Annotated in this window: 17 protein-coding genes; 11 read left to right on the top strand and 6 right to left on the bottom strand. The window is 70.5% G+C overall.

Annotation, left to right across the window (positions count from 1 at the left end):
* Positions 1 to 969 (top strand): agmatinase, encoded by a 969-nt coding sequence (gene speB, locus ACWD35_RS07475; protein ID WP_451350205.1) that lies wholly within the window; start codon positions 1 to 3, stop codon positions 967 to 969.
* Positions 970 to 992: 23 nt separating this feature from the next.
* The gene (locus tag ACWD35_RS07470; RefSeq protein WP_451350204.1) at positions 993 to 2,729 is read left to right on the top strand and encodes a thiamine pyrophosphate-binding protein; all 1,737 of its coding nucleotides are present in this window, start codon (positions 993 to 995) and stop codon (positions 2,727 to 2,729) included.
* Between the two features lie 60 nt (positions 2,730 to 2,789).
* On the opposite strand, the gene ACWD35_RS07465 is transcribed toward ACWD35_RS07470, so the two are convergent.
* Both ACWD35_RS07465 and ACWD35_RS07460 read right to left on the bottom strand, forming a co-directional pair.
* On the bottom strand, positions 2,790 to 3,401 hold the full coding sequence (locus ACWD35_RS07465; protein WP_451350203.1) for a DUF6879 family protein: 612 nt from the start codon (positions 3,399 to 3,401) through the stop codon (positions 2,790 to 2,792).
* Positions 3,394 to 3,663 (bottom strand): hypothetical protein, encoded by a 270-nt coding sequence (locus ACWD35_RS07460; protein ID WP_451350202.1) that lies wholly within the window; start codon positions 3,661 to 3,663, stop codon positions 3,394 to 3,396. The genes ACWD35_RS07465 and ACWD35_RS07460 overlap by 8 nt, the downstream gene beginning before the upstream one ends.
* Positions 3,664 to 3,895: 232 nt before the next feature.
* Between ACWD35_RS07460 and ACWD35_RS07455 the strand changes: the two genes are divergently transcribed.
* Entirely contained in the window at positions 3,896 to 4,306 is a 411-nt protein-coding gene (locus ACWD35_RS07455) for a hypothetical protein (protein ID WP_451350201.1), read from the top strand.
* Complete coding sequence (locus tag ACWD35_RS07450) at positions 4,303 to 6,435, top strand: tetratricopeptide repeat protein (RefSeq protein WP_451350200.1); 2,133 nt, start codon at positions 4,303 to 4,305, stop codon at positions 6,433 to 6,435. Before ACWD35_RS07455 ends, ACWD35_RS07450 begins: the two co-directional genes overlap by 4 nt.
* 200 nt (positions 6,436 to 6,635) lie before the next feature.
* On the opposite strand, the gene ACWD35_RS07445 is transcribed toward ACWD35_RS07450, so the two are convergent.
* The gene (locus tag ACWD35_RS07445) at positions 6,636 to 6,857 is read right to left on the bottom strand and encodes a DUF397 domain-containing protein (protein ID WP_451350199.1); all 222 of its coding nucleotides are present in this window, start codon (positions 6,855 to 6,857) and stop codon (positions 6,636 to 6,638) included.
* Entirely contained in the window at positions 6,850 to 7,644 is a 795-nt protein-coding gene (locus ACWD35_RS07440; protein WP_451350198.1) for a helix-turn-helix domain-containing protein, read from the bottom strand. Before ACWD35_RS07440 ends, ACWD35_RS07445 begins: the two co-directional genes overlap by 8 nt.
* A gap of 170 nt (positions 7,645 to 7,814) precedes the next feature.
* Between ACWD35_RS07440 and ACWD35_RS07435 the strand changes: the two genes are divergently transcribed.
* The 6 genes from ACWD35_RS07435 to ACWD35_RS07410 all read left to right on the top strand — a co-directional run bounded on the left by ACWD35_RS07435 (position 7,815) and on the right by ACWD35_RS07410 (position 14,795).
* On the top strand, positions 7,815 to 8,021 hold the full coding sequence (locus ACWD35_RS07435; RefSeq protein ID WP_451350197.1) for a hypothetical protein: 207 nt from the start codon (positions 7,815 to 7,817) through the stop codon (positions 8,019 to 8,021).
* An 8-nt stretch (positions 8,022 to 8,029) separates the two neighbouring features.
* Positions 8,030 to 8,335: a hypothetical protein gene (locus ACWD35_RS07430; protein WP_451350428.1), complete on the top strand. Its 306-nt coding sequence runs from the start codon at positions 8,030 to 8,032 to the stop codon at positions 8,333 to 8,335.
* Positions 8,336 to 8,445: 110 nt separating this feature from the next.
* Positions 8,446 to 9,378 carry a serine hydrolase gene (locus ACWD35_RS07425; RefSeq protein ID WP_451350196.1) on the top strand — a complete coding sequence of 311 codons (933 nt, stop codon included), beginning with the start codon at positions 8,446 to 8,448 and terminating at the stop codon, positions 9,376 to 9,378.
* Between the two features lie 53 nt (positions 9,379 to 9,431).
* On the top strand, positions 9,432 to 10,460 hold the full coding sequence (locus ACWD35_RS07420) for an esterase-like activity of phytase family protein (protein WP_451350195.1): 1,029 nt from the start codon (positions 9,432 to 9,434) through the stop codon (positions 10,458 to 10,460).
* Positions 10,461 to 10,561: 101 nt separating this feature from the next.
* A complete protein-coding gene (locus tag ACWD35_RS07415; protein ID WP_451350194.1) occupies positions 10,562 to 14,290 on the top strand; it encodes an ABC transporter ATP-binding protein in 3,729 nt (1,242 codons plus the stop codon).
* A 115-nt stretch (positions 14,291 to 14,405) separates the two neighbouring features.
* Positions 14,406 to 14,795 carry a hypothetical protein gene (locus ACWD35_RS07410; RefSeq protein ID WP_451350193.1) on the top strand — a complete coding sequence of 130 codons (390 nt, stop codon included), beginning with the start codon at positions 14,406 to 14,408 and terminating at the stop codon, positions 14,793 to 14,795.
* Positions 14,796 to 14,826: 31 nt separating this feature from the next.
* Here the strand turns inward: ACWD35_RS07410 and ACWD35_RS07405 are convergent, their stop codons facing one another.
* Positions 14,827 to 16,686: a glycoside hydrolase family 3 protein gene (locus ACWD35_RS07405; protein WP_451350192.1), complete on the bottom strand. Its 1,860-nt coding sequence runs from the start codon at positions 16,684 to 16,686 to the stop codon at positions 14,827 to 14,829.
* Between the two features lie 163 nt (positions 16,687 to 16,849).
* Here ACWD35_RS07405 and aroA point away from each other — a divergent pair, with 163 nt between their 5' ends.
* The gene (gene aroA, locus ACWD35_RS07400; protein ID WP_451350191.1) at positions 16,850 to 18,097 is read left to right on the top strand and encodes a 3-phosphoshikimate 1-carboxyvinyltransferase; all 1,248 of its coding nucleotides are present in this window, start codon (positions 16,850 to 16,852) and stop codon (positions 18,095 to 18,097) included.
* A gap of 42 nt (positions 18,098 to 18,139) precedes the next feature.
* On the opposite strand, the gene ACWD35_RS07395 is transcribed toward aroA, so the two are convergent.
* Complete coding sequence (locus ACWD35_RS07395; RefSeq protein WP_451350190.1) at positions 18,140 to 19,378, bottom strand: MFS transporter; 1,239 nt, start codon at positions 19,376 to 19,378, stop codon at positions 18,140 to 18,142.
* Between the last annotated feature and the right edge of the window lie 251 nt (positions 19,379 to 19,629).

Raw genomic sequence — 19,629 nt, 5'->3', positions numbered from 1 at the left:
ATGAACGGCAACGAGACGCCCCGCGGCCCCGTCGACTCCTCCCGCATCCCGCGGTACGCCGGCCCCGCGACCTTCGCGCGGCTGCCCCGCCTGGACGAGGTCGGCACCGCCGACGTCGCCGTGATCGGCGTGCCGTTCGACTCCGGCGTCTCGTACCGGCCGGGCGCCCGCTTCGGCGGCAACGCCATCCGCGAGGCCTCCCGGCTGCTGCGCCCGTACAACCCGGCGCAGGACGCCTCCCCCTTCGCGCTCGCGCAGGTGGCCGACGGCGGCGACATCGCCGTGAACCCCTTCAACATCAACGAGGCGGTCGAGACCATCGAGGCCGCGGCCGACGACCTCCTCGGCACCGGCGCCCGCCTGATGACCCTCGGCGGCGACCACACCATCGCGCTTCCCCTCCTCCGCTCGATGGCGAAGAAGCACGGCCCGGTGGCCCTGCTCCACTTCGACGCCCACCTGGACACCTGGGACACCTACTTCGGCGCCGAGTACACCCACGGCACCCCGTTCCGCCGCGCGGTCGAGGAGGGCATCCTCGACACGGAGGCGCTGTCGCACGTCGGTACCCGCGGCCCGCTGTACGGCAAGCAGGACCTGACGGACGACGAGAAGATGGGCTTCGGCATCGTCACGTCCGCCGACATCTACCGCCGCGGCGCCGACGAGGTCGCCGACCAGCTGCGGCAGCGCATCGGCGACCGCCCGCTGTACATCTCCATCGACATCGACTGCCTCGACCCGGCGCACGCGCCCGGCACGGGCACGCCGGAGGCGGGCGGCATGACCTCCCGCGAGCTGCTGGAGATCCTGCGCGGCCTGGCGTCCTGCAACCTGGTCTCGGCGGACGTCGTCGAGGTCGCCCCGGCGTACGACCACGCGGAGATCACGTCGGTCGCGGCCTCCCACACGGCCTACGAACTGACCACCATCATGAGCCGCCAGATCGCGGCGGCCCGCAACGCCTGACGCTCCTCAGGAGACCGAGAGCAGTGACACACGACCACGACCAGGTACTCCGCCCGACGCCCGCGCAGACGGAGGCCGCGCTGAACCCGCCCTCCCGTCGCCCGGCCACCACCCCTCATGGAGGCGCTTCGCGCCACGTGATGACTGGGCGCAACGGCGGAGACCTGGTCGTGGAGACCCTGGCCGGACTGGGCGCCACGACGGTGTTCGGCCTGCCAGGCCAGCACGCGCTGGGCATGTTCGACGCCCTGCGCCGCTCGTCACTGCGGTACATCGGCCTCCGGGTGGAGAACAACGCGGGCTTCGCGGCGGACGCGTACGGCCGGATCACGGGCGAGGCGGCCCCGCTGCTGCTGTCGACGGGCCCGGGCGCGCTGATGTCCCTCGCGGCGCTCCATGAGGCAGCCGCGGCCTCGGCCCCGGTCCTGGCGATCAGCAGCCAGATCCCGACGGCGGGCCTGGGCGGTGGCCGCCACGGCTACCTCCACGAACTCCCGGACCAGGCGGCCTCGTTCCGCGGCGTGGTCAAGTCGGTCCACACGGTCCGCACCCAGTCCCAGATCCCCTCGGCGATCGCGGACGCCTGGAAGTCGGCCCTGACGGCTCCGCACGGCCCGGTATGGGTGGAGATCCCGCAGGACGTACTGCTGTCCCCGGCGCTGCTGCCGGTGGTGACGGCACCGGACGCGACCCCGGACGACCTGCTCCCGCGCCCTGAACTGACGGCGGTGGCGGCGGACTTGCTGTCGAATGCCGCGCGCCCGGCGATCATCGCGGGCGGCGGGGTCGTACGCTCGGACGCCTCGGGCAAGCTGAAGGCGCTGGCCGAGACCCTGAACGCCCCGGTGGTGACCACCTTCGGCGGCAAGGGCGCGTTCCCCTGGACGCACCCCCTCTCCCTCCAGTCCTGGCTGGAGGACCGCCAAACGACGGACTTCCTGGAGGACGCGGACGTCCTGCTGGTGGTGGGCTCAGGCCTGGGCGAACTGTCTTCGAACTACCACACGTTCAAGCCCCGCGGCCGAGTGATCCAGATCGAGGCGGACCTGGGCAAGCTGGAGTCCAACCACCCCGCCCTGGGCATCCACGCGGACGCCCGCCTGGCGCTCCAGGCGCTGCTGGAGACGGTGGAACCGAGGCAGGACGAGTCGGCTCCGGAGCGCGTACGGGACCTGCTGTCAAAGGTGTCGGCGCGCATAGCGTCCCAGGAACTGACGCTGGAACAGGCGGTGTTGGCGGCGGTCCGCCGAGCACTGCCGTCCTCCTCCCCCTCCTTCTGGGACATGACGATCCTGGCGTACTGGGCCTGGTCGGCCTTCGACGCGCAGCGCCCCAACACCATGCACTCGGCCCAGGGCGCGGGCGGCCTCGGCTACGGCTTCCCGGCGGCGCTCGGCGCGGCGGCAGCGGACCCGACGCACCCGGTCCTGGCGGTCTCGGGTGACGGCGGCGCGATGTACTCGATCGCCGAGCTGGCGACGGCGAAGCAGTACGACCTGCCGGTCACCTGGCTGATCGTGGACGACGGCGGCTACGGCATCCTCCGCGAGTACATGACGGACGCCTTCGGCCACGCAACAGCCACGGAACTGACCCGCCCGGACTACGTGGCCCTGGCGGAATCCTTCGGCGTGCCGGCGGTGCGGACGACTCCGGAGACCCTGGAGGCGGACCTGGCGAAGGCGTTGGCGACACCGGGCCCCTCGGTGGTCGTACTCCCGGCGTTGTTGCGGATGTTCGCGCCTACACACCTGAGCTGAATACCCAGGGCGGCGTCGGTCAGACCGACTGAACGACGCCGCCCTGGCTGAACACCGGGCTCAGTAGGCGACTGTGGGCGGGGCGAGAGGAATGATCTCCCTGTCGAAGAAATCGTGGAAGTCGTCCCCGTGTTCGTACAGCGTGTCGAATCCGGCGGATGTTTCCCGGATCAGTGCTCGATCGGTGTAGCGGTTGGCTCCCATTGCGTTCCCGTCATCGTCGTAGAGCACTTCGTACATGGCGACGTCTCCGAGGATGACCACCTCGGGAACGGGACGGTCCTTCTCGATGTCGGAGATCTTGCGGGCGTCGAGCACCCTGATGTTGTCGCCCAACTCCACGCGCAGGCGTAGGACGAAGAGTTCCCATTGCACGTACGGGGTCACCGGGAACTCCACCACGCGAAGGCGACGCTGCAGAATGCTCAGCCGTGCCGCCTCGCGGAACTGCCGTGTATAGATATCGCGTTTCTCCTGGATGAGGGACAGCGCACGGTCCCATTCCCCGGCGGCGAAGGTTTCCCAGCTGGCGAATCCGCGTTCTTTGAAGTTCTGTCCTCGTTCGAGCTTGTTCAGGTGGCGGATTCCACTCTCGTAGACCTGGCGGAAGTCCGCATGATAGGCGGGGCGATCCATGCGTTCGGGGAGCCCGTGCGGGAAGGAGTCAAACATTCGGGATATCCGGTTTCGCCGCGATCAGCATGTTCCTTGGGATGACTACGAGCCGTTCGTCTGCTCCGATGGAGACCCCGGTCGGCAGCTTCTCACCCAGTGACTCTGTGAGGTCGCGGCCGATGACGGCGATGTCCCCGTTCTCGAGTTCCCAGATGTCAGGGCAGTCGGGGTTGTCGGTGGTGTTCCCTAACTCCTGCGGTGATTTTCCCAGGCGCCGCTTGAATGTCGTGGTCGGATCGACTTCCCACGGCCTGGTCATGGCCATCGCCCCCTCGATTGGGCCAGAGTCTGATTACTGTAGCGCTGTAGGTATCGGCTCGGCCATGCCATAAGTGGACGTGGTGAAGAGGGCGTGGACGGCCCCTGGTTGTCCCGTCCGGCTCGAGAGTGCGACGATGAGTGGTCACGAAACGCACCGTACCAAAGCGCGACAGATGCGGGCTATTCGGCATACAGTCCGAAGATTCGGAAGGTTTTGGGCAGGGGGAGCTGTGGACTCAGATACGGCATTACTCGCGCAGAGCGCGGGAGTCACACTGGTCACCTTGATTACCACCGATGCCTGGGAGCGCACCCGAGAGGGGATCACGCAACTGTGGCGCCGCATGCAGCCGCACCGCGCCGAGGCTGTCGCCGCCGAATTGGAAGCCACCCGCGAAGATGCCCTGGCGGCCGGCGAGGCTGAAGACCAAGAGACGCTCGGCGAACTGCACCTGGAGTGGCAGGGTCGGCTGCGGCGTCTGCTCGCCGCCCAGCCCGGCGCCGCTGTGGAACTGCGCAGACTCCTCGACGACCTTGAGCCGAGGGGCGCGGCGCGTCCTGCGATCACCCAGCACGCCAGTGCCTCCGGCCACGCCCGGATCTACCAGGCTGGACGAGACCAGCACAACGCGCAGCGATGACAGGCTCGATGGACGGCCGTGCCGAGGACCGCGGCCGTGTCTACCAGGCGTCGGGCGACCAGCACATCAGCGAACACCACCACTACGGTGAAGAGACGGCCACGCCCGGCGGCCCCGACTCGGTTCGCCATCCGGCCGTCGGTCGGCCTCCGTTCGTTCTCCGCGACCGTGCCGAGGTGCTAGAACGGCTGCGGGAGGGGCGTAGCGGCGAGGTCTACGTGCTATACGGCATGGGCGGCTGCGGCAAGACCGCGGTCGCCTACACGTTCTTCCAGCTGGCCACCAGCGAATACGGCAGGGTGGGCCTGTGGGTCAGCGCCTTTGACCGCGCGAGCCTGCGCGCAGGCATGCTTGCCGTCGCCGCCGACCGGGGTGCCGGTGACGGCGAACTGCTGGCCGCCCGCAACGGACTGCGCCCCGCCGCCGATCTCGTCTGGCAGTATCTCGACCGCTCCGCCGAGCCCTGGCTGCTGGTACTCGACAACGCCGACCAACCCGAGATCCTCCGGGACGGCAGTTGGCTGCGCACCAGTCCACGCGGCACAGTCGTGGTGACCACGCGCCGTTCGGCCGCCCGCTGGTGGCCGGGGGCACAGCTGCAGCACATCGGCTTACTGCCGCGTGAGGACGCCGCGCGGGTGCTGCGGGACCTCGCCCCGCACAGCGGCACACAGGAAGAGGCGGCGCAGATCGCGGAACGGCTCGGCCGGCTGCCCCTCGCCCTCACGCTGGCAGGCGGCTTCCTCTCTCAGCAAGTACTCGATCCCTGGACGATGGAGACCTACGGGCGCCGTCTTGAGGACGGGGAAGGAGTCGAGCTCATCGATCAGGGGGCCGATGCCTTGTCCGAGGAGGATCCTCGGCACCTGGTCGGCCTGACGTGGCAACTGACACTCGATGCGTTCGAAGCCCGCGGCCTGCCCGAAGCGACCGCGCTGCTCAGGCTCCTGTCGCGCTTTGCCCCCGAGCCGCTGCCGCTGTCGCTGCTCAACAGCGCTGAGATCAGCGGTGTCCTTCTCCGCGCCCGCTGCGAAACCGCACTGAGAGCGCTGCTCGATCAGTCGCTGACCGAACTGGTCGACGTCGGCGTGCGGTGCGTACAGAGTCACGCGGTGCTGCTCGACAGCGTCGCGGCAGCGACCCCGGCGGACAAGGTGCCGGCTCTCAGCGCCACAGCGGTCCGATTGTTCGACGCGGCCGTGCCCGCTGTACCCGACGCGGGCCCCTACGATCCGCTGCTTCGACTGCTGGTGCCCCACGCGCTCGCCCTGCTGCGACACGTCAGCGACCCGCCGACAACGGCCGACGCACTGGCCGTGGCGACCAGGCTGTCCACCGCCCTGCACCGCACCGGAGACTACCTGTCCGCCTGGGAGACCGCCCGGGCCGCCGCGGACCTCGGCGAGCGCCAGCTCGGCGCGGAGCACCGCCTCGTACTGGCCGCCCGCTCCAGAGCCGGACGGGCGCTCTTCCGGCTGGGCAGGTACACCGAGGCCGAACTGCTGCTCAGGCGCGTCCGCGCGGCCCAAGAGCGACTACTTGGGGCCGACGATCCTGACACCTTGGACAGCGGTCACGGCCTGCAACTCGTACTCGGAAATCTGGGGAGACGGGACGAGGCCGTCTCGCTCCTGCGGTCCACGGTCGCCGGCAGGCAAAGGGCACTGGGCCCCGCCCACCCACTGACGCTGCGTTCCCGCTCAAGCCTGCTGGTCCTGCTGTCCGCGTCCGAGATCGTCGCCGAAGAAGACGGCGCGCTGCTTTCCCTGCCCTCGGACTGCGTCCACTCCCTCGGCCCCGACCACACTGTGACCTTGGGCGCCCACCACAACCACGCCTGGGCCCTGTACCTGCTGGGCCGTTTCGGCGAGGCCGACGAGGAGATTCGGCTGGTCACCGAGGCATACCGGCGACGCTTCGGTCCCGACTACCCGATCGCGCTCTCGGCTCAGCAGCTCCTGTCGCGAACCCAGGCTGCACGGGGCCACGTGGACGCGGGGATCGAGATCATGACGGATGTCGTGGCCAGGCGGCAACGCGGCCTGGGAGCCGACCACCCGTTCACCACTGCCAGTCGGCAGCTCCTCAGCGATTTCGCGTCGGGACAATGGCGCCCGCCCGGAGCGTGACGGGTACGCGCCTGCGGCATGCGCTCTTCCTCGTCGGCAAGACGGCCGTAGCTCATCGCCTTGCGCTTGGAGGCGCTGGCCTCCGGTTTGGTGCCGTCCAGGACCAGCGAGCGAGTGAAGGTGGCGGCGGCGTAGCGAGGGATGAGGTTTACTTTCAGCGCCTCGCCTGTACAGAGCTGTTGATGTGTTTCCGGGGGTGCTCAGGCGAGGAACTCGCTGTTCTTCACGGCTGTGATGAACGTCGACCAATCGGCTGCGGAGAAGATCAGTGCGGGGCCGTGCGGAACTTTGGAGTCGCGGACGGGGACGCCGGAGGGGTGGTTGTCGAGGACTTCGAGGCAGCTGCCGGCGTTGTCATCGCTGTGGGACGACTTGCGCCAGCCGCTCAGCACGGCGCCGTTCGGGATTGTGCGGTCAGTCATGGTGCCCGTACTCCTTCGCGGTGGCCCTGAGCAGGGCCAGTGACTCCTTCAGAGACAGCGCGTCGCTCAGCGCGAGCTCGTAGCGACTCTGCAACGCGCGGACCACGGACGGGGAATCGTGCAACTTCCCCACCCACAGGCCCTCACCGTACGCCAGGGGCGGCTGGTCCTCGAACCACATCAGCGTGAGCATGCTGGTCGCCAACGGATGAAGGCCCACACCAAACGGCATCACGTGTACGCGGATGCGCCCGATCTCAGCGAGACGAACGACGTGCATGAGTTGCTCGGCCATGATGTCCCCGCCGGCCACGGGGCGTCGCAGCAGCGTCTCGTCCAGCAGCGCCCACACTACGGGCGTCACCGGATCTTCGAGGATCTTCGCGCGCTCAAGGCGTGTGACAACTCGCCTGTCACGCTCGTCTTCACTCACCGGAGGGAACGCCGCGCCGAGAACCGCACGTGCGTACCTTTCCGTCTGGAGAATGCCCGGGAAGAACGCCAGGGCGAACTCGCGGATCATCACCGCCTGTTGTTCGAGTGCGCGTACCGCCTCGAAGTAGTCAGCTGTCGCCACATCCTCCTGCGGGAGGAAGCTGCTTAACACGTCTCCCGTGTTCAGGGCCTTGTCCAGGCGCCGCGCGTCCTCCTTCGACGGCATCCGGCGGCCCGCCTCGATGTGGGCGATGTGCGAACGCGTCATCATCGCCATGTCGGCCAGCTCCTGCTGTGTCAGCCCCGCCGCTTCCCGCTGCTGCCTGAGCCAGTCACCGTACGTGTTCGCCATGGCTACCCCTTTGTGACAAATGCCTTGTCACATCCGACCCTCTGGCGAGCCTAGCGGCGACCGTCTCACTCTGTGAGTGGATCGCAACACAAAGCGAAACCCCCGCGACCGTGCGACCGGTCCGGGGGCGTGGCCATCAATCCATCCCCAGTTCCAAGGAAGTTGACGACATGAGTCACCGTACCGCCCGCCGCCTCTTCGAGACGGTGCTACGGCCCTTTCGCCGCCCCCGCCGGAACGCCGACTCCCCGCACATGAACGGGCCGACCGTCCACCACACCGGTTACCGGCCCCCGCGGCCGGAACTCCCGGCCAGGGTGCCGGGGATCGGCATCGGGTCGTGCGGTATGCCCGCGGGCGTGGAGGTGAGCAGGTGACGGGCGACATGAACGCGGCGAACGGTGCGACCGGCGCACGTCTGCTGCCCTGGGCGGGGTCGGAGGGCAAGCCCTGCTACCTGGTGACCGACGGAGCCGGCTATCTCTCCAAGGTGGCCGACACCGTGGAGAGCGTGCAGCTCGGGATGGCGACCGACCTCCTCGACCACGCGGCCGACATGCTCGCCGATCACCGTGCGACGTCCGCGCAACTCCGGTTTCTGCTCGGCCGGATGAGCGAGGCGCTGACCGCCGTACACCGGATCGCGCAGAGCCGGGGCGACCGCCTCCCCTGCCCGGCCGGTGACGACTGATCCCACCTGCGCTCGAATCCCTGTGCAACTATCGGCCGCCCTGGCGAGTCAAGGGAGGCGGCTGCGTCCACTACGTAGCCGTCTCACCTGAAAGGGACGGGGGAAACTCCATGACTCGCCACACGTCCCGGCGGGCCCGTGTGCTCGGTGCCGGGCTTGCCGCCGGTGTGCTCATACCCACCGTGGCCGCCGCCACCCCGGCCGCCGCGGCCACGCCGACTGTCAGCTGTACGTCCGCCACCAACGCGGCTCTGGCCACCAAGCTGCAGAAGGACATCACGGCCGCCCTCGCCACCCGCAGGGGCACCGTGGCCGTCGGTGTGTACGACCGCGTCACCAAGACGACGTGCGCACTGCGGCCCACCTACTCCTACGACTCCGCCAGCACCGTCAAGGTCACCGTCCTCGCCACGTTGCTGTGGGACGCGAAGCTGCACAACCGCTATCTGACCGACCGTGAGGTCACGCTCACCCGGGCCATGATCACGCAGTCGGACAACAATGCGACCACCACACTCTGGAAGCAGCTCGGACTGACGAAGATCAAGGGCTTCCTGGCCGCCGCCGGGATGACGAAGACCGTGCCCGGGGCGAACGGCTACTGGGGTCTGACCCAGATCAACGTCACGGACGAGCAGAAGCTGCTCAAGCTCATCACCGCCAAGAACACCGTGCTGAGCGACAACTCCCGCGCGTACATCCTGAAGCTGATGAGCCAGGTCATCTCCTCGCAGCGCTGGGGCACGCCCGCCGGGGCGCCGTCCACCGTCACCGTGCACGTCAAGAACGGCTGGCTGCCGCGCTCCACGCACGGCTGGCGCGTGCACAGCCTCGGCACCTTCAACGGCAACGGCCACGACTACATGATGTCCGTGCTCACCTGGGACAACAGCACCATGGACTACGGCGTCAACACCATCCAGGCCGTGGCCAAGGTCATCCACAAGGACCTCGTCCCGACCACGTCCACCGCCACCGCCCTGCGCTACACACCGACGTCCGACCCGGCCGAGGCGATCCCAGCCGTGCCGTCGAGCGGCTGACACTTCACGAGGTGGCCCACCGGGCGTCACCGGCCCGTCCTACGGTGACGCCCATGCGCCTGCGAACCGTACTCGCCACCCTCACCGCCGGCCTGGCGGCGGCCACCAGTCTGACCGCCACCGGGCCAGCCGTTGCCAACTCGGCCACGGATCACGCCTGTTCGTCCACCGTCGCCCTCGACCGCTTCTCCGACGCGCTCGACAAGACGACGTACGACGGCACCTTCGTCGGCAACTTCTCCGCGCTCGCGGTGGACCGGGACGGATCGATCGCGGCCCTGGAGGACCGGTCGGCCCTCTTCGGCCTGGACCCGACGACCCTTCAGCCGACGTCGGCCGTCCACCTCGCCGACGAGAACGGCGCCGACCTCGACTCGGAGGGGCTGGTCATCGATCGCGACGGCACCCGGCTGATCACCTCCGAGAACGAGCCGTCCGTCCGGCGTTACTCCCGCGACGGGAAGATCCTCGACCGGCTCCCGGTGCCGTCCTCCCTGCTGGTCGCCCCGGCCGGGCGCGCCACCGGCAACCAGACCTTCGAGAGTCTGACCCTGCTCCCCGACGGCCGCACCCTGCTGGCCTCCATGGAGTACGCGATCTCCGGGGACAGCACCGGCATCGTCCGCTTCCAGACCTGGCGCCGGACCGAGGGCAACCACTTCGCGCTCTCCGCCCAGTACGCCTACCGCACCGACGACGGCCTCGGTGTCCCGGAGGTCCAGGCCACTCCCGACGGCCGTCTCCTCGTCCTGGAGCGCGGCTTCACCGCCGGCGTCGGCAACACGGTCCGCCTCTACCTGGCCGACATACGCCACGCCACGGACACCAGCGGAACCGAGAACCTCACCGGGCAGCCCGACGTCCGTCTGATCCAGAAGACTCTCCTCGCCGACATCGCCGACTGCCCGAGCCTGGGCGCGACCGCCAGGCAGCCCCAGCCCAACCCCTTGCTGGACAACATTGAGGGCATGACGATCACGGGCCGTGACCACACCGGTCGCCTGCGGGTCCTGCTGGTGAGCGACGACAACCAGAGGGCCACCCAGACGACCCGGTTCTATTACTTGCGCGTACGTGTCTGACGCCTGCCGTTGTTTTGTTGCAGAGGGATGAAATTCGCTCGCCTGTGCGTTGGTGTGTTCCGGTAGATCAGGAGCAGACCAGGACCGACGGAGGCACCAGCGTGGCAGCGCAACGGGGATGGGCACGGAGGCTGGCGGGATACGCCTGGCGGTATCCGAAGGACGTCGTCCTCGCTCTGGGCTCGTCCCTGGCCGGTATGGCCGTCATGGCCGTCGTCCCGCTGATCACCAAGGTGATCATCGACGACGTGATCGGCGACCACAGCCGCTCCATGGGGCCCTGGGCCGGCGCCCTGATCGGTGGCGCCGTCTTCGTCTACGCGCTCACCTACATACGCCGCTACTACGGCGGCCGGCTCGCCCTCGACGTCCAGCACGACCTGCGGACCGAGATGTACGGCACGATCACCCGGCTCGACGGCCGCCGCCAGGACGAGCTGTCGACCGGGCAGGTCGTCGGCCGGGCCACCAGCGACCTCCAGCTGATCCAGGGCCTGCTCTTCATGCTCCCGATGACCATCGGGAACGTCCTGCTCTTCCTCATCTCCCTGGCGATCATGGCGTGGCTGTCGCTGCCGCTGACCCTGGTCGCCCTCGCCGTCGCCCCCGCCCTCGCCTGGATCGCCAAGCACAGCCGCAGCAAGCTGCACCCCGCCACCTGGTACGCGCAGGCCCAGGCCGCCGCCGTGGCCGGAGTGGTCGACGGCGCCGTGAGCGGCGTACGCGTGGTGAAGGGCTTCGGACAGGAGGAGCAGGAGACCGGAAAGCTCAGGGAGGTCGGCCGCAAGCTCTTCGCGGGGCGGCTGCGCACCATACGCCTGAACAGCAAGTTCACCCCGGCGCTCCAGGCCGTACCCGCCCTCGGCCAGGTGGCCATGCTGGCGCTCGGCGGCTGGCTGGCCGTGCGCGGGCACATCACACTCGGCACCTTCGTCGCCTTCTCCACCTACCTCGCCCAGCTGGTCGGCCCGGTCCGCATGCTCGCGATGGTCCTCACGGTCGGCCAGCAGGCCCGCGCCGGCACCGAGCGCGTCCTGGAGCTGATCGACACCGAGCCGACCCTGCAGGACGGCACCCGGACTCTGCCCGCCGACGCACCCGCGAGCGTCGAGTTCGACGACGTGTCCTTCGGGTACGACAGCGGCTCCAAGGTCCTCGACGGGCTCAGCCTCGAAATACAGCCCGGCGAGACCCTCGCCGTCGTCGGCTCCTCCGGCTCCGGCAAGTCCACGCTCTCCCTCCTCCTCCCGCGCTTCTACGACGTCACGCACGGCGCCGTCCTGATCGGCGGGCACGACGTGCGCGAGCTGACCCTGGACTCGCTCAGGGCCGCGATCGGGCTGGTTCCGGAGGACTCGTTCCTGTTCTCCGAGACCGTCCGTGCCAACATCGCCTACGGCCGCCCGGACGCCACCCAGGAGGAGATCGAGGCCGCCGCCCGTGCCGCTCAGGCGGATCGATTCATCGCCGAGCTGCCCGAGGGCTACGACACCAAGGTCGGCGAGCACGGCCTGACCCTCTCCGGCGGCCAGCGCCAGCGCATCGCGCTCGCCCGCGCCCTGCTCACCGACCCGCGCCTGTTGGTCCTGGACGACGCCACCTCGGCCGTGGACGCCCGTGTCGAGCACGAGATCCACGAGGCCCTCAAGCACGTCATGGAGGGCCGGACCACCCTCCTGATCGCCCACCGGCGCTCCACCCTGAACCTCGCCGACCGCATCGCCGTCCTCGACGGGGGGCGGCTGGCGGATCTCGGCACGCACGAGGAGCTCCAGGAGCGCTCCGCCCTCTACCGCCGGCTGCTCACCGACCCGGACGAGCTGGGCGGAGTCTCCCCGGGCCACGCCCTGCCGCCCGTGCCGCAGGAGGACACCAGCGTCCGCGAGGAACTGGACGCCGAGTTCGACGCCGAGCGCGGGGTCACCCCGCGGCTGTGGACCGGCGACCGTGAGGCCAAGAACGCCGAGGACACAGCGCTGGCCGGCTCCCCGGCCACCCCGGAGCTGCTCGCCCAGGTGGCGGCGCTGCCCCCGGCCACCGACACCCCGGACATAGACGAGGCCCGCGCGGTGCGCCCCGAGGAGTCCTACGGCCTCCGCCGCCTGCTGCGCGGCTTCGGGCCGCCCCTCCTCCTCAGCCTGCTGCTCGTCGCCGTCGACGCGGGCGCCGGTCTGCTGCTGCCCGTGCTGATCCGCCACGGCATCGACCAGGGCGTCACCAAGATGGCCCTCGGCGCGGTCTGGGCGGCTTCGCTGCTGGGCCTGCTCACCGTGCTGGTGCAGTGGACGGCGCAGATCGGCGAGACGCGGATGACCGGCCGTACCGGCGAACGCGTGCTGTACGCGCTGCGGCTGAAGATCTTCGCCCAGCTCCAGCGGCTCGGCCTCGACTACTACGAGCGCGAGCTGACCGGCCGGATCATGACGAGGATGACGACGGACGTCGACGCCCTCTCGACCTTCCTGCAGACCGGTCTGGTCACGGCGTTCGTCTCGGTCGTCACCTTCCTCGGCATCATGGTCGTCCTGCTGGTGCTCGACGTGCAGCTCGCCCTCGTCGTGTTCACCACCCTGCCCCCGCTGATCATCGCCACCTTCTTCTTCCGCCGGGCGAGCGTGAAGGCGTACGAACTCGCCCGTGAGCGCGTGTCGGTGGTCAACGCCGACCTCCAGGAGTCGGTGGCGGGGCTGCGGATCGTGCAGGCCTTCCGGCGCGAGCGGGACGGCGGCGCGCGGTTCGCCGAGCGCAGCGACAGCTACCGGCGCGCCCGCATCCGCGGCCAGTGGCTGATCTCCGTCTACTTCCCGTTCGTGCAGCTGCTGTCCTCCGTGGCCGCGGCGGCCGTGCTGATCTCGGGCGCGCACCGGGTGGAGGCGGCCACGCTGACCACGGGCGCGCTGGTGGCATACCTGCTCTACATCGACCTGTTCTTCGCGCCCGTCCAGCAGCTCTCCCAGGTCTTCGACGGCTACCAGCAGGCCACGGTCTCGCTGGGCCGCATCCAGGAGCTGCTGCGCGAGCCGACGTCCACGAAGTCCGCCGAGGAGCCCCGGGACGTCCTGTCCCTGCGCGGCGACATCGGATTCGAGGACGTGCACTTCGCTTACGGGGACGACGAGGAGGCCCTGGGGGGCATAGACCTCAGGATCCCCGCCGGGCAGACGGTCGCCTTCGTCGGCGAGACCGGCGCCGGCAAGTCGACCCTGGTGAAGCTGGTGGCCCGGTTCTACGACCCCACCGGCGGGCGGGTCACCGTGGACGGCACGGACCTGCGCACCCTGGACCTGACGTCCTACCGTCACCGCCTCGGGGTCGTCCCGCAGGAGGCGTACCTCTTCCCGGGCACGATCCGGGACGCCATCGCCTACGGCCGCCCGGAGGCCACCGACGCCGAAGTCGAGGCGGCGGCACGGGCGGTGGGCGCGCACGAGATGATCGCCACGCTCGACGGCGGCTATCTGCACGAGGTCGCCGAGCGCGGCCGTAACCTCTCGGCCGGGCAGCGCCAGCTGATCGCCCTCGCCCGCGCCGAACTCGTGGACCCGGACGTCCTGTTGCTGGACGAGGCGACGGCCGCCCTGGACCTGGCCACCGAGGCCCAGGTCAACATGGCCACCGACCGCCTCGCGGGCCGCCGTACGACGCTGGTGGTCGCCCACCGGCTCACCACCGCGGCCCGCGCCGACCGGGTGGTGGTGATGGACCACGGCCGGGTCGCCGAGGACGGCAGCCACGCGGAACTCCTGGCCCGCGACGGCCGGTACGCCGAGCTGTGGCGCACGTTCATCGGCCAGTCCGAACCGGAGGAGCCGGTGGGCGCCTCCCGCTGACCCCGTCTCACCGCCTTCTGACGGTCGTGCAACCATGCAACACACGCGTGCGTCCGTACATCAGTACGTAAGTACGGGAGTACGAGCATGGCCGTCGTCTGACGGGGAGGACTCAGTGGACAGTGGTGCGATACGCCGGCGCCTGGCGCTCGGTGCGGCGGTGCTGGCCGCGTCCGGGGCATTCGCTCTCGCGGTGCCGGGCAGCGCGCAGGCGGCGGACAGTGCCTGCACCGGACGCACGGTGCGGACCCTGCCGTTCAGATCCGGTGTCGTGCAGGTCTACAAGCGCGACGGCTACGTCTGCGCCATGACCGTCACCAAGAAGCCGGGCGTGACCCGCTGGATGATGGTCAGCGTGCAGGCCCGCGGCAACCGGGCCGTCGTGGACAAGGGCTACTTCAGGCACCACGCAGGCCCGATCACCGTGCATGCCGGCCACCGCTGCGTCTACATCAAGGGTTCGGTGGGCCCGGACTCGGTCGACTCCGGCTGGATCCTGTGCTGACGACGTGCTGAGGACGTGCTGACGACGGGACCTAGTACGTCAGCCCGTATCCGATCGGGAACAGCACCCGCGCCGGATCGTCCGCCCGCTGCACCGGAACCGGCAGCCGTCCGTGCGGCGCCACCCGTCCGGCGATCACCCGTGCGGCGGCGCGCAGTTCCGTGTCGGTCCAGGAGTAGGTCGCCAAGTAGCCCTTGACGGCGGTGAGTTGGGCCACGTCGTAGGGGTTGCGGACGGCGATCGCCACCACCGGCCTGCCCGTGGCGAGCAGTTGCTGCACGAGGGTCTTCTGGGCGCTGCCCGCCGTCACGTTGTACGTGCCGACGACCACCGCGTCCGCGTCCCGCGCCGCCGTGACCGCCTTGTCGATGGTGGCGGCGGAGGGTGCGGTGCCGGTGGACAGCGCGGTGGCGGTGAAGCCCAGCTCGGTGAGGGCGGCGGCCAGCACGCCCGTGGGCGGGCCGGTGGTGCCGGACGGGGAGGCCGGATCGGCGCCGACGACGAGGATCCGGGGCTGCGTACGGCGGTCGAGCGGGAGGATGCCGCCCTCGTTGACGAGCAGGGTCGTGGTCCGCTCGGCGATGCGGTCGGCGGTCTCCAGATGCTCCTCGGTGCCCACCGTGCAGTCGACGCCGGCCTGGCTGACGTACGGCTGCTCGAGGAGCCCGAGCCGCGTCTTCAGCCGCAGGATCCGCAGGATCGATTCGTCCAGGCGTGTCTCGGTCAGCTCGCCCGACTGGACCGCCTTGAGCACCGCGTGCCAGGCCACATCGATCGAGGGCGGGTTGAGCAGCTGGTCGACCCCGGCCTTGAGCGCCAGCACCGGCACCCGGTCGTCGCCGTACTTCGTGCGGACGCCCTCCATGCCGAGGGAGTCGGTCACCACGACCCCGTCGTAGCCGAGTTCGCCGCGCAGGATGCCGGTCAGGATCGGATGCGAGAGGGTGGCCGGGTCGCCGGAGTCGTCGAGGGCCGGGAACTGGATGTGCGCGGTCATGACCGAGTCGATGCCCGCCTCGATCGCCGCCCGGAACGGCACCGCGTCCAGCTTCTCCCACAGCTCCCGGCTGTGCGTGATGACCGGGAAGCCGGTGTGGCTGTCGACGGCGGTGTCGCCGTGCCCCGGGAAGTGCTTGGCGGTCGCCGCGACCCGGGAGGCCTGATACCCCTTCACCTCGGCCGCGACCAGCTCCGCCACCGTGGCCGGGTCCGCCCCGAACGACCGTACGCCGATGACGGGGTTGGCCGGATTGACGTTCACGTCGGCGTCGGGGGAGTAGTCCTGGTTGATGCCCATCGCGCGCAGCTCGGCGCCGGAGATCCGGCCGAGGGTGCGGGCGTCGGACCGGGAGCGGCCCGCGCCCATCGCCATCGCACCCGGGAACAGTGTGGCCGGCTTGCCCACCCTGCACACTATGCCGTGCTCCTGGTCGGTGGTGATCAGCACCGGCAGGCCGCGGGGCTGCTCCAGGGAGGCCCGCTGGATCCCGTTGGACAGGTCCGCGATCTGGTGGGGATCGCGGGTGTTGTGCGCCCAGCTGAAGTAGATGATCCCGCCGACCCGGTACTTCGCGATCAGCTCGGCGGCCGTACGGACCCCGAGCTCCTTGAGGTTGGCGTCGATGTCGGCCTGGTCGGGGGCGGTGGCGGAGTGGCCGTAGACCCGCATCACGAAGAGCTGGCCGACCTTCTCCTCCAGCGTCATGCGGGAGACGAGGGCGCGCAGTCGGCGGTCGCCCTCGGGGTCGGCGGCGTGGGCGCTCGTCGGTACGGTCAGGGCGGCGGTGAGAACCGCGGTCGCGGCGAGGACGGCCCGTCTGGACGGCCGTGCGCTGTTCCTGCTGTTTCCCGTGCCGTTTTCCGTGCTGTTTCCCGTGCTGCTGTCGTGCACGTGCGCTCCTTCCGGAGGAGAACCGCTGAAGGAAACTTCCGAGCAGCCACCAATATCCGGGAAGTTTCTTTCCGTCAAGGCAATGCGCAGCGCCCATAAGGGTGATCGTCCAGCCCCTGGACCGCCGGGCCCGGCGCGCGGGCGGGGCTGCGATCATGTGGCCATGCCCGCTGTCGAGATCCCCGGTTCCAAGTCCATCACCGCCCGCGCGCTCTTCCTCGCCGCTGCCGCCGACGGCGTAAGCACCCTCGTCCGGCCCCTGTCCTCGGACGACACGGAGGGCTTCGCCGAGGGCCTGGCCCGGCTCGGCTACCGGATCGGCCGTACGCCGGACGCCTGGCAGGTGGACGGCCGCCCGCAGGGTCCGGCGGTCGCCGAGGCCGAGGTCTACTGCCGCGACGGCGCCACCACCGCCCGCTTCCTGCCCACCCTGGCCGCCGCCGGCCACGGCACCTACCGCTTCGACGCCTCCCCGCAGATGCGCCGCCGCCCCCTCGGCCCCCTCACCCGGGCCCTGCGCGACCTGGGCGTGGACCTGCGGCACGAGGAGGTCGAGGGCCACCACCCGCTCACCGTCCACGCGGCCGGCGTCGAGGGCGGCGAGGTCGTGCTGGACGCGGGCCAGTCCTCCCAGTACCTGACCGCGCTGCTGCTGCTCGGCCCGCTGACCCGCGCGGGCCTGCGGATCCGGGTGACCGACCTGGTGTCGGCGCCGTACGTCGAGATCACGCTCGCGATGATGCGGGCGTTCGGCGTGGACGTCGTCCGCGACGGCGACGTCTTCGAGGTGCCGGGAGGCGGCTACCGGGCCACCACCTACGCGGTGGAGCCGGACGCCTCGACCGCGAGCTACTTCTTCGCCGCCGCGGCCCTCACCCCGGGCCGCGAGGTGACCGTGCCGGGCCTCGGGGCGGGGGCGCTCCAGGGCGACCTGCGGTTCGTCGAGGTGCTGCGGCGGATGGGCGCCGAGGTGGAGGTCGCCGAGGACCGGACGACCGTACGCGGCACGGGAGTTCTGCGCGGCCTCACCGTCAACATGCGGGACGTCTCCGACACCATGCCGACGCTCGCCGCGCTCGCGCCGTTCGCCGACGGGCCCGTCCGCATCGAGGACGTGGCCAACACGCGGGTCAAGGAGTGCGACCGGCTGGAGGCCTGCGCGGAGAACCTCCGGCGGCTCGGCGTGGACGTCGCGACCGGCCCGGACTGGATCGAGATCCGCCCGGGCTCACCCCTTCCGGGGGCGGAGATCAAGACCTACGGCGACCACCGCATCGTCATGTCCTTCGCGGTCACCGGGCTGCGGGTACCGGGGCTGACCTTCGACGACCCCGGGTGCGTACGCAAGACGTTCCCCGGCTTCCACGAGGCGTTCCGGGCGGCTTTCGGGGAGCCGGACGGGCTCGGCTGAGGGGGGCGGGCCGGGCTCGCCAGGCGCCCGCCTCGCGCCGCCCTACGCCGCGTCCGGTGCCGTGGCCGCCTCTCGCAGCTGCGGCGTCGAGCCGGCCACCGCCGCCACCGCCAGTACGCACAGCAGGCCGCCCGTGACCAGGGAGGTCGTGCCGGAGGTCCAGCGGGCGACCAGGCCGCCGCGCACATTGCCGATGCTGGGCCCGGCACGGGCGACGATCGCCTCGGCGGCCGAGACCCGGCCGAGGAGCGCGTCGGGGGTGTGGGTCTGGACGATCGTGGCACGGGAGACGACCGAGATGGCGTCCGCCGCCCCGGCGACGACGAGCAGCGCGAGACCGGCCCAGGGGTTGCGGACCAGCCCGAACAGGACCAGGGCCGCGCCCCAGGTGGCGGACGTGCACAGCATCACCGGGCCCGGCCGGCCGAGCCGGGTCAGCGACCCGGACAGCGTGGACGACAGGATGCCGCCCACCGCCAGCGCCGACAGGAACAGTCCGAGCGCGCGCGGGTCGTCCCCGAAGCGCTCGGCGTTGACCAGCGGGAACAGGCTGGCCGGGAAGGACAGCACGGTCGCGGCGAGGTCGGTGACCAGCGCGCCCCGCACCACCCGGTGCCCCGCCAGGAACCGCAGCCCGTCCAGCACCCCGTGCAGACCCGTCCGCGACGACTCGCCCTCCGGCGCCAGCGCGGGCAGCCCGAAGGCGCCGTAGAAGGCGAAGCCGAAACTGAGGGCGTCCAGCAGGTAGAGGGGGCCGGTGCCCAGCCAGCCCAGCAGCACACCGGCGACGGCGGGGCCGAGCAGCATCATCGACTGCCCGGTGGCCTGTTGCAGGGCCAGCCCGGCGGCCACCTGCTCCTTGGGCAGCAGCCGCGGAACGAAGACCCCGGCGGCCGGGTGGCCCAGCGCGCCGAAGGCCGACTGCACGGCGACGAGGGCGAGGATCCCCACCACCGGGACGTGCCCGGTGAAGCCCTGTACGGCGAGCAGCGCGGAGCAGACCGCCTGGCCGACGGTGGCCGCGAGGAAGACCCGCCGCCGGTCGGCCCGGTCCACCCACGCCCCGGCGAACAGCCCGAACACCACCAGCGGCAGCGCGTCCGCCAGCCCGACGGCGCCGGTCCACACGGTGCTGTGGGTCAGGTCCCACACCTGGTACATGACCGTCACGAAGGTCATGAACCCGCCGAACAGGGACACCGTCCGGCCGATCAGCAGGCGCCGGAAGACGGGCGAGGTGCGCAGCGGCCTTACGTCGATGAGGGAGCTGCTGAGGCTCATGAGCGAGGGCGGGCGGCGCGGAGCGCGGGCTGCGGGATCACCGGGGGAGGCTAGCGGGGCGTACGGTGCAGGGGCCACCGAATTACGGCGGCCCGGGCCGCGTCGCCTCTGTCCCCTTCTGCGGTCGCTCAGGCCGCGCCTCGCCGTGGTTCCTCAGGCTGCGGGATCACCGGGGGAGGCTAGCGGGGCGTACGGTGCAGGGGCCACCGAATTACGGCGGCCCGGGCCGCGTCGCCTCTGTCCCCTTCTGC

This window comes from Streptomyces sp. NPDC002671 (assembly GCF_053592475.1).
This window is presented reverse-complemented; position numbering and strand designations above follow the sequence as displayed.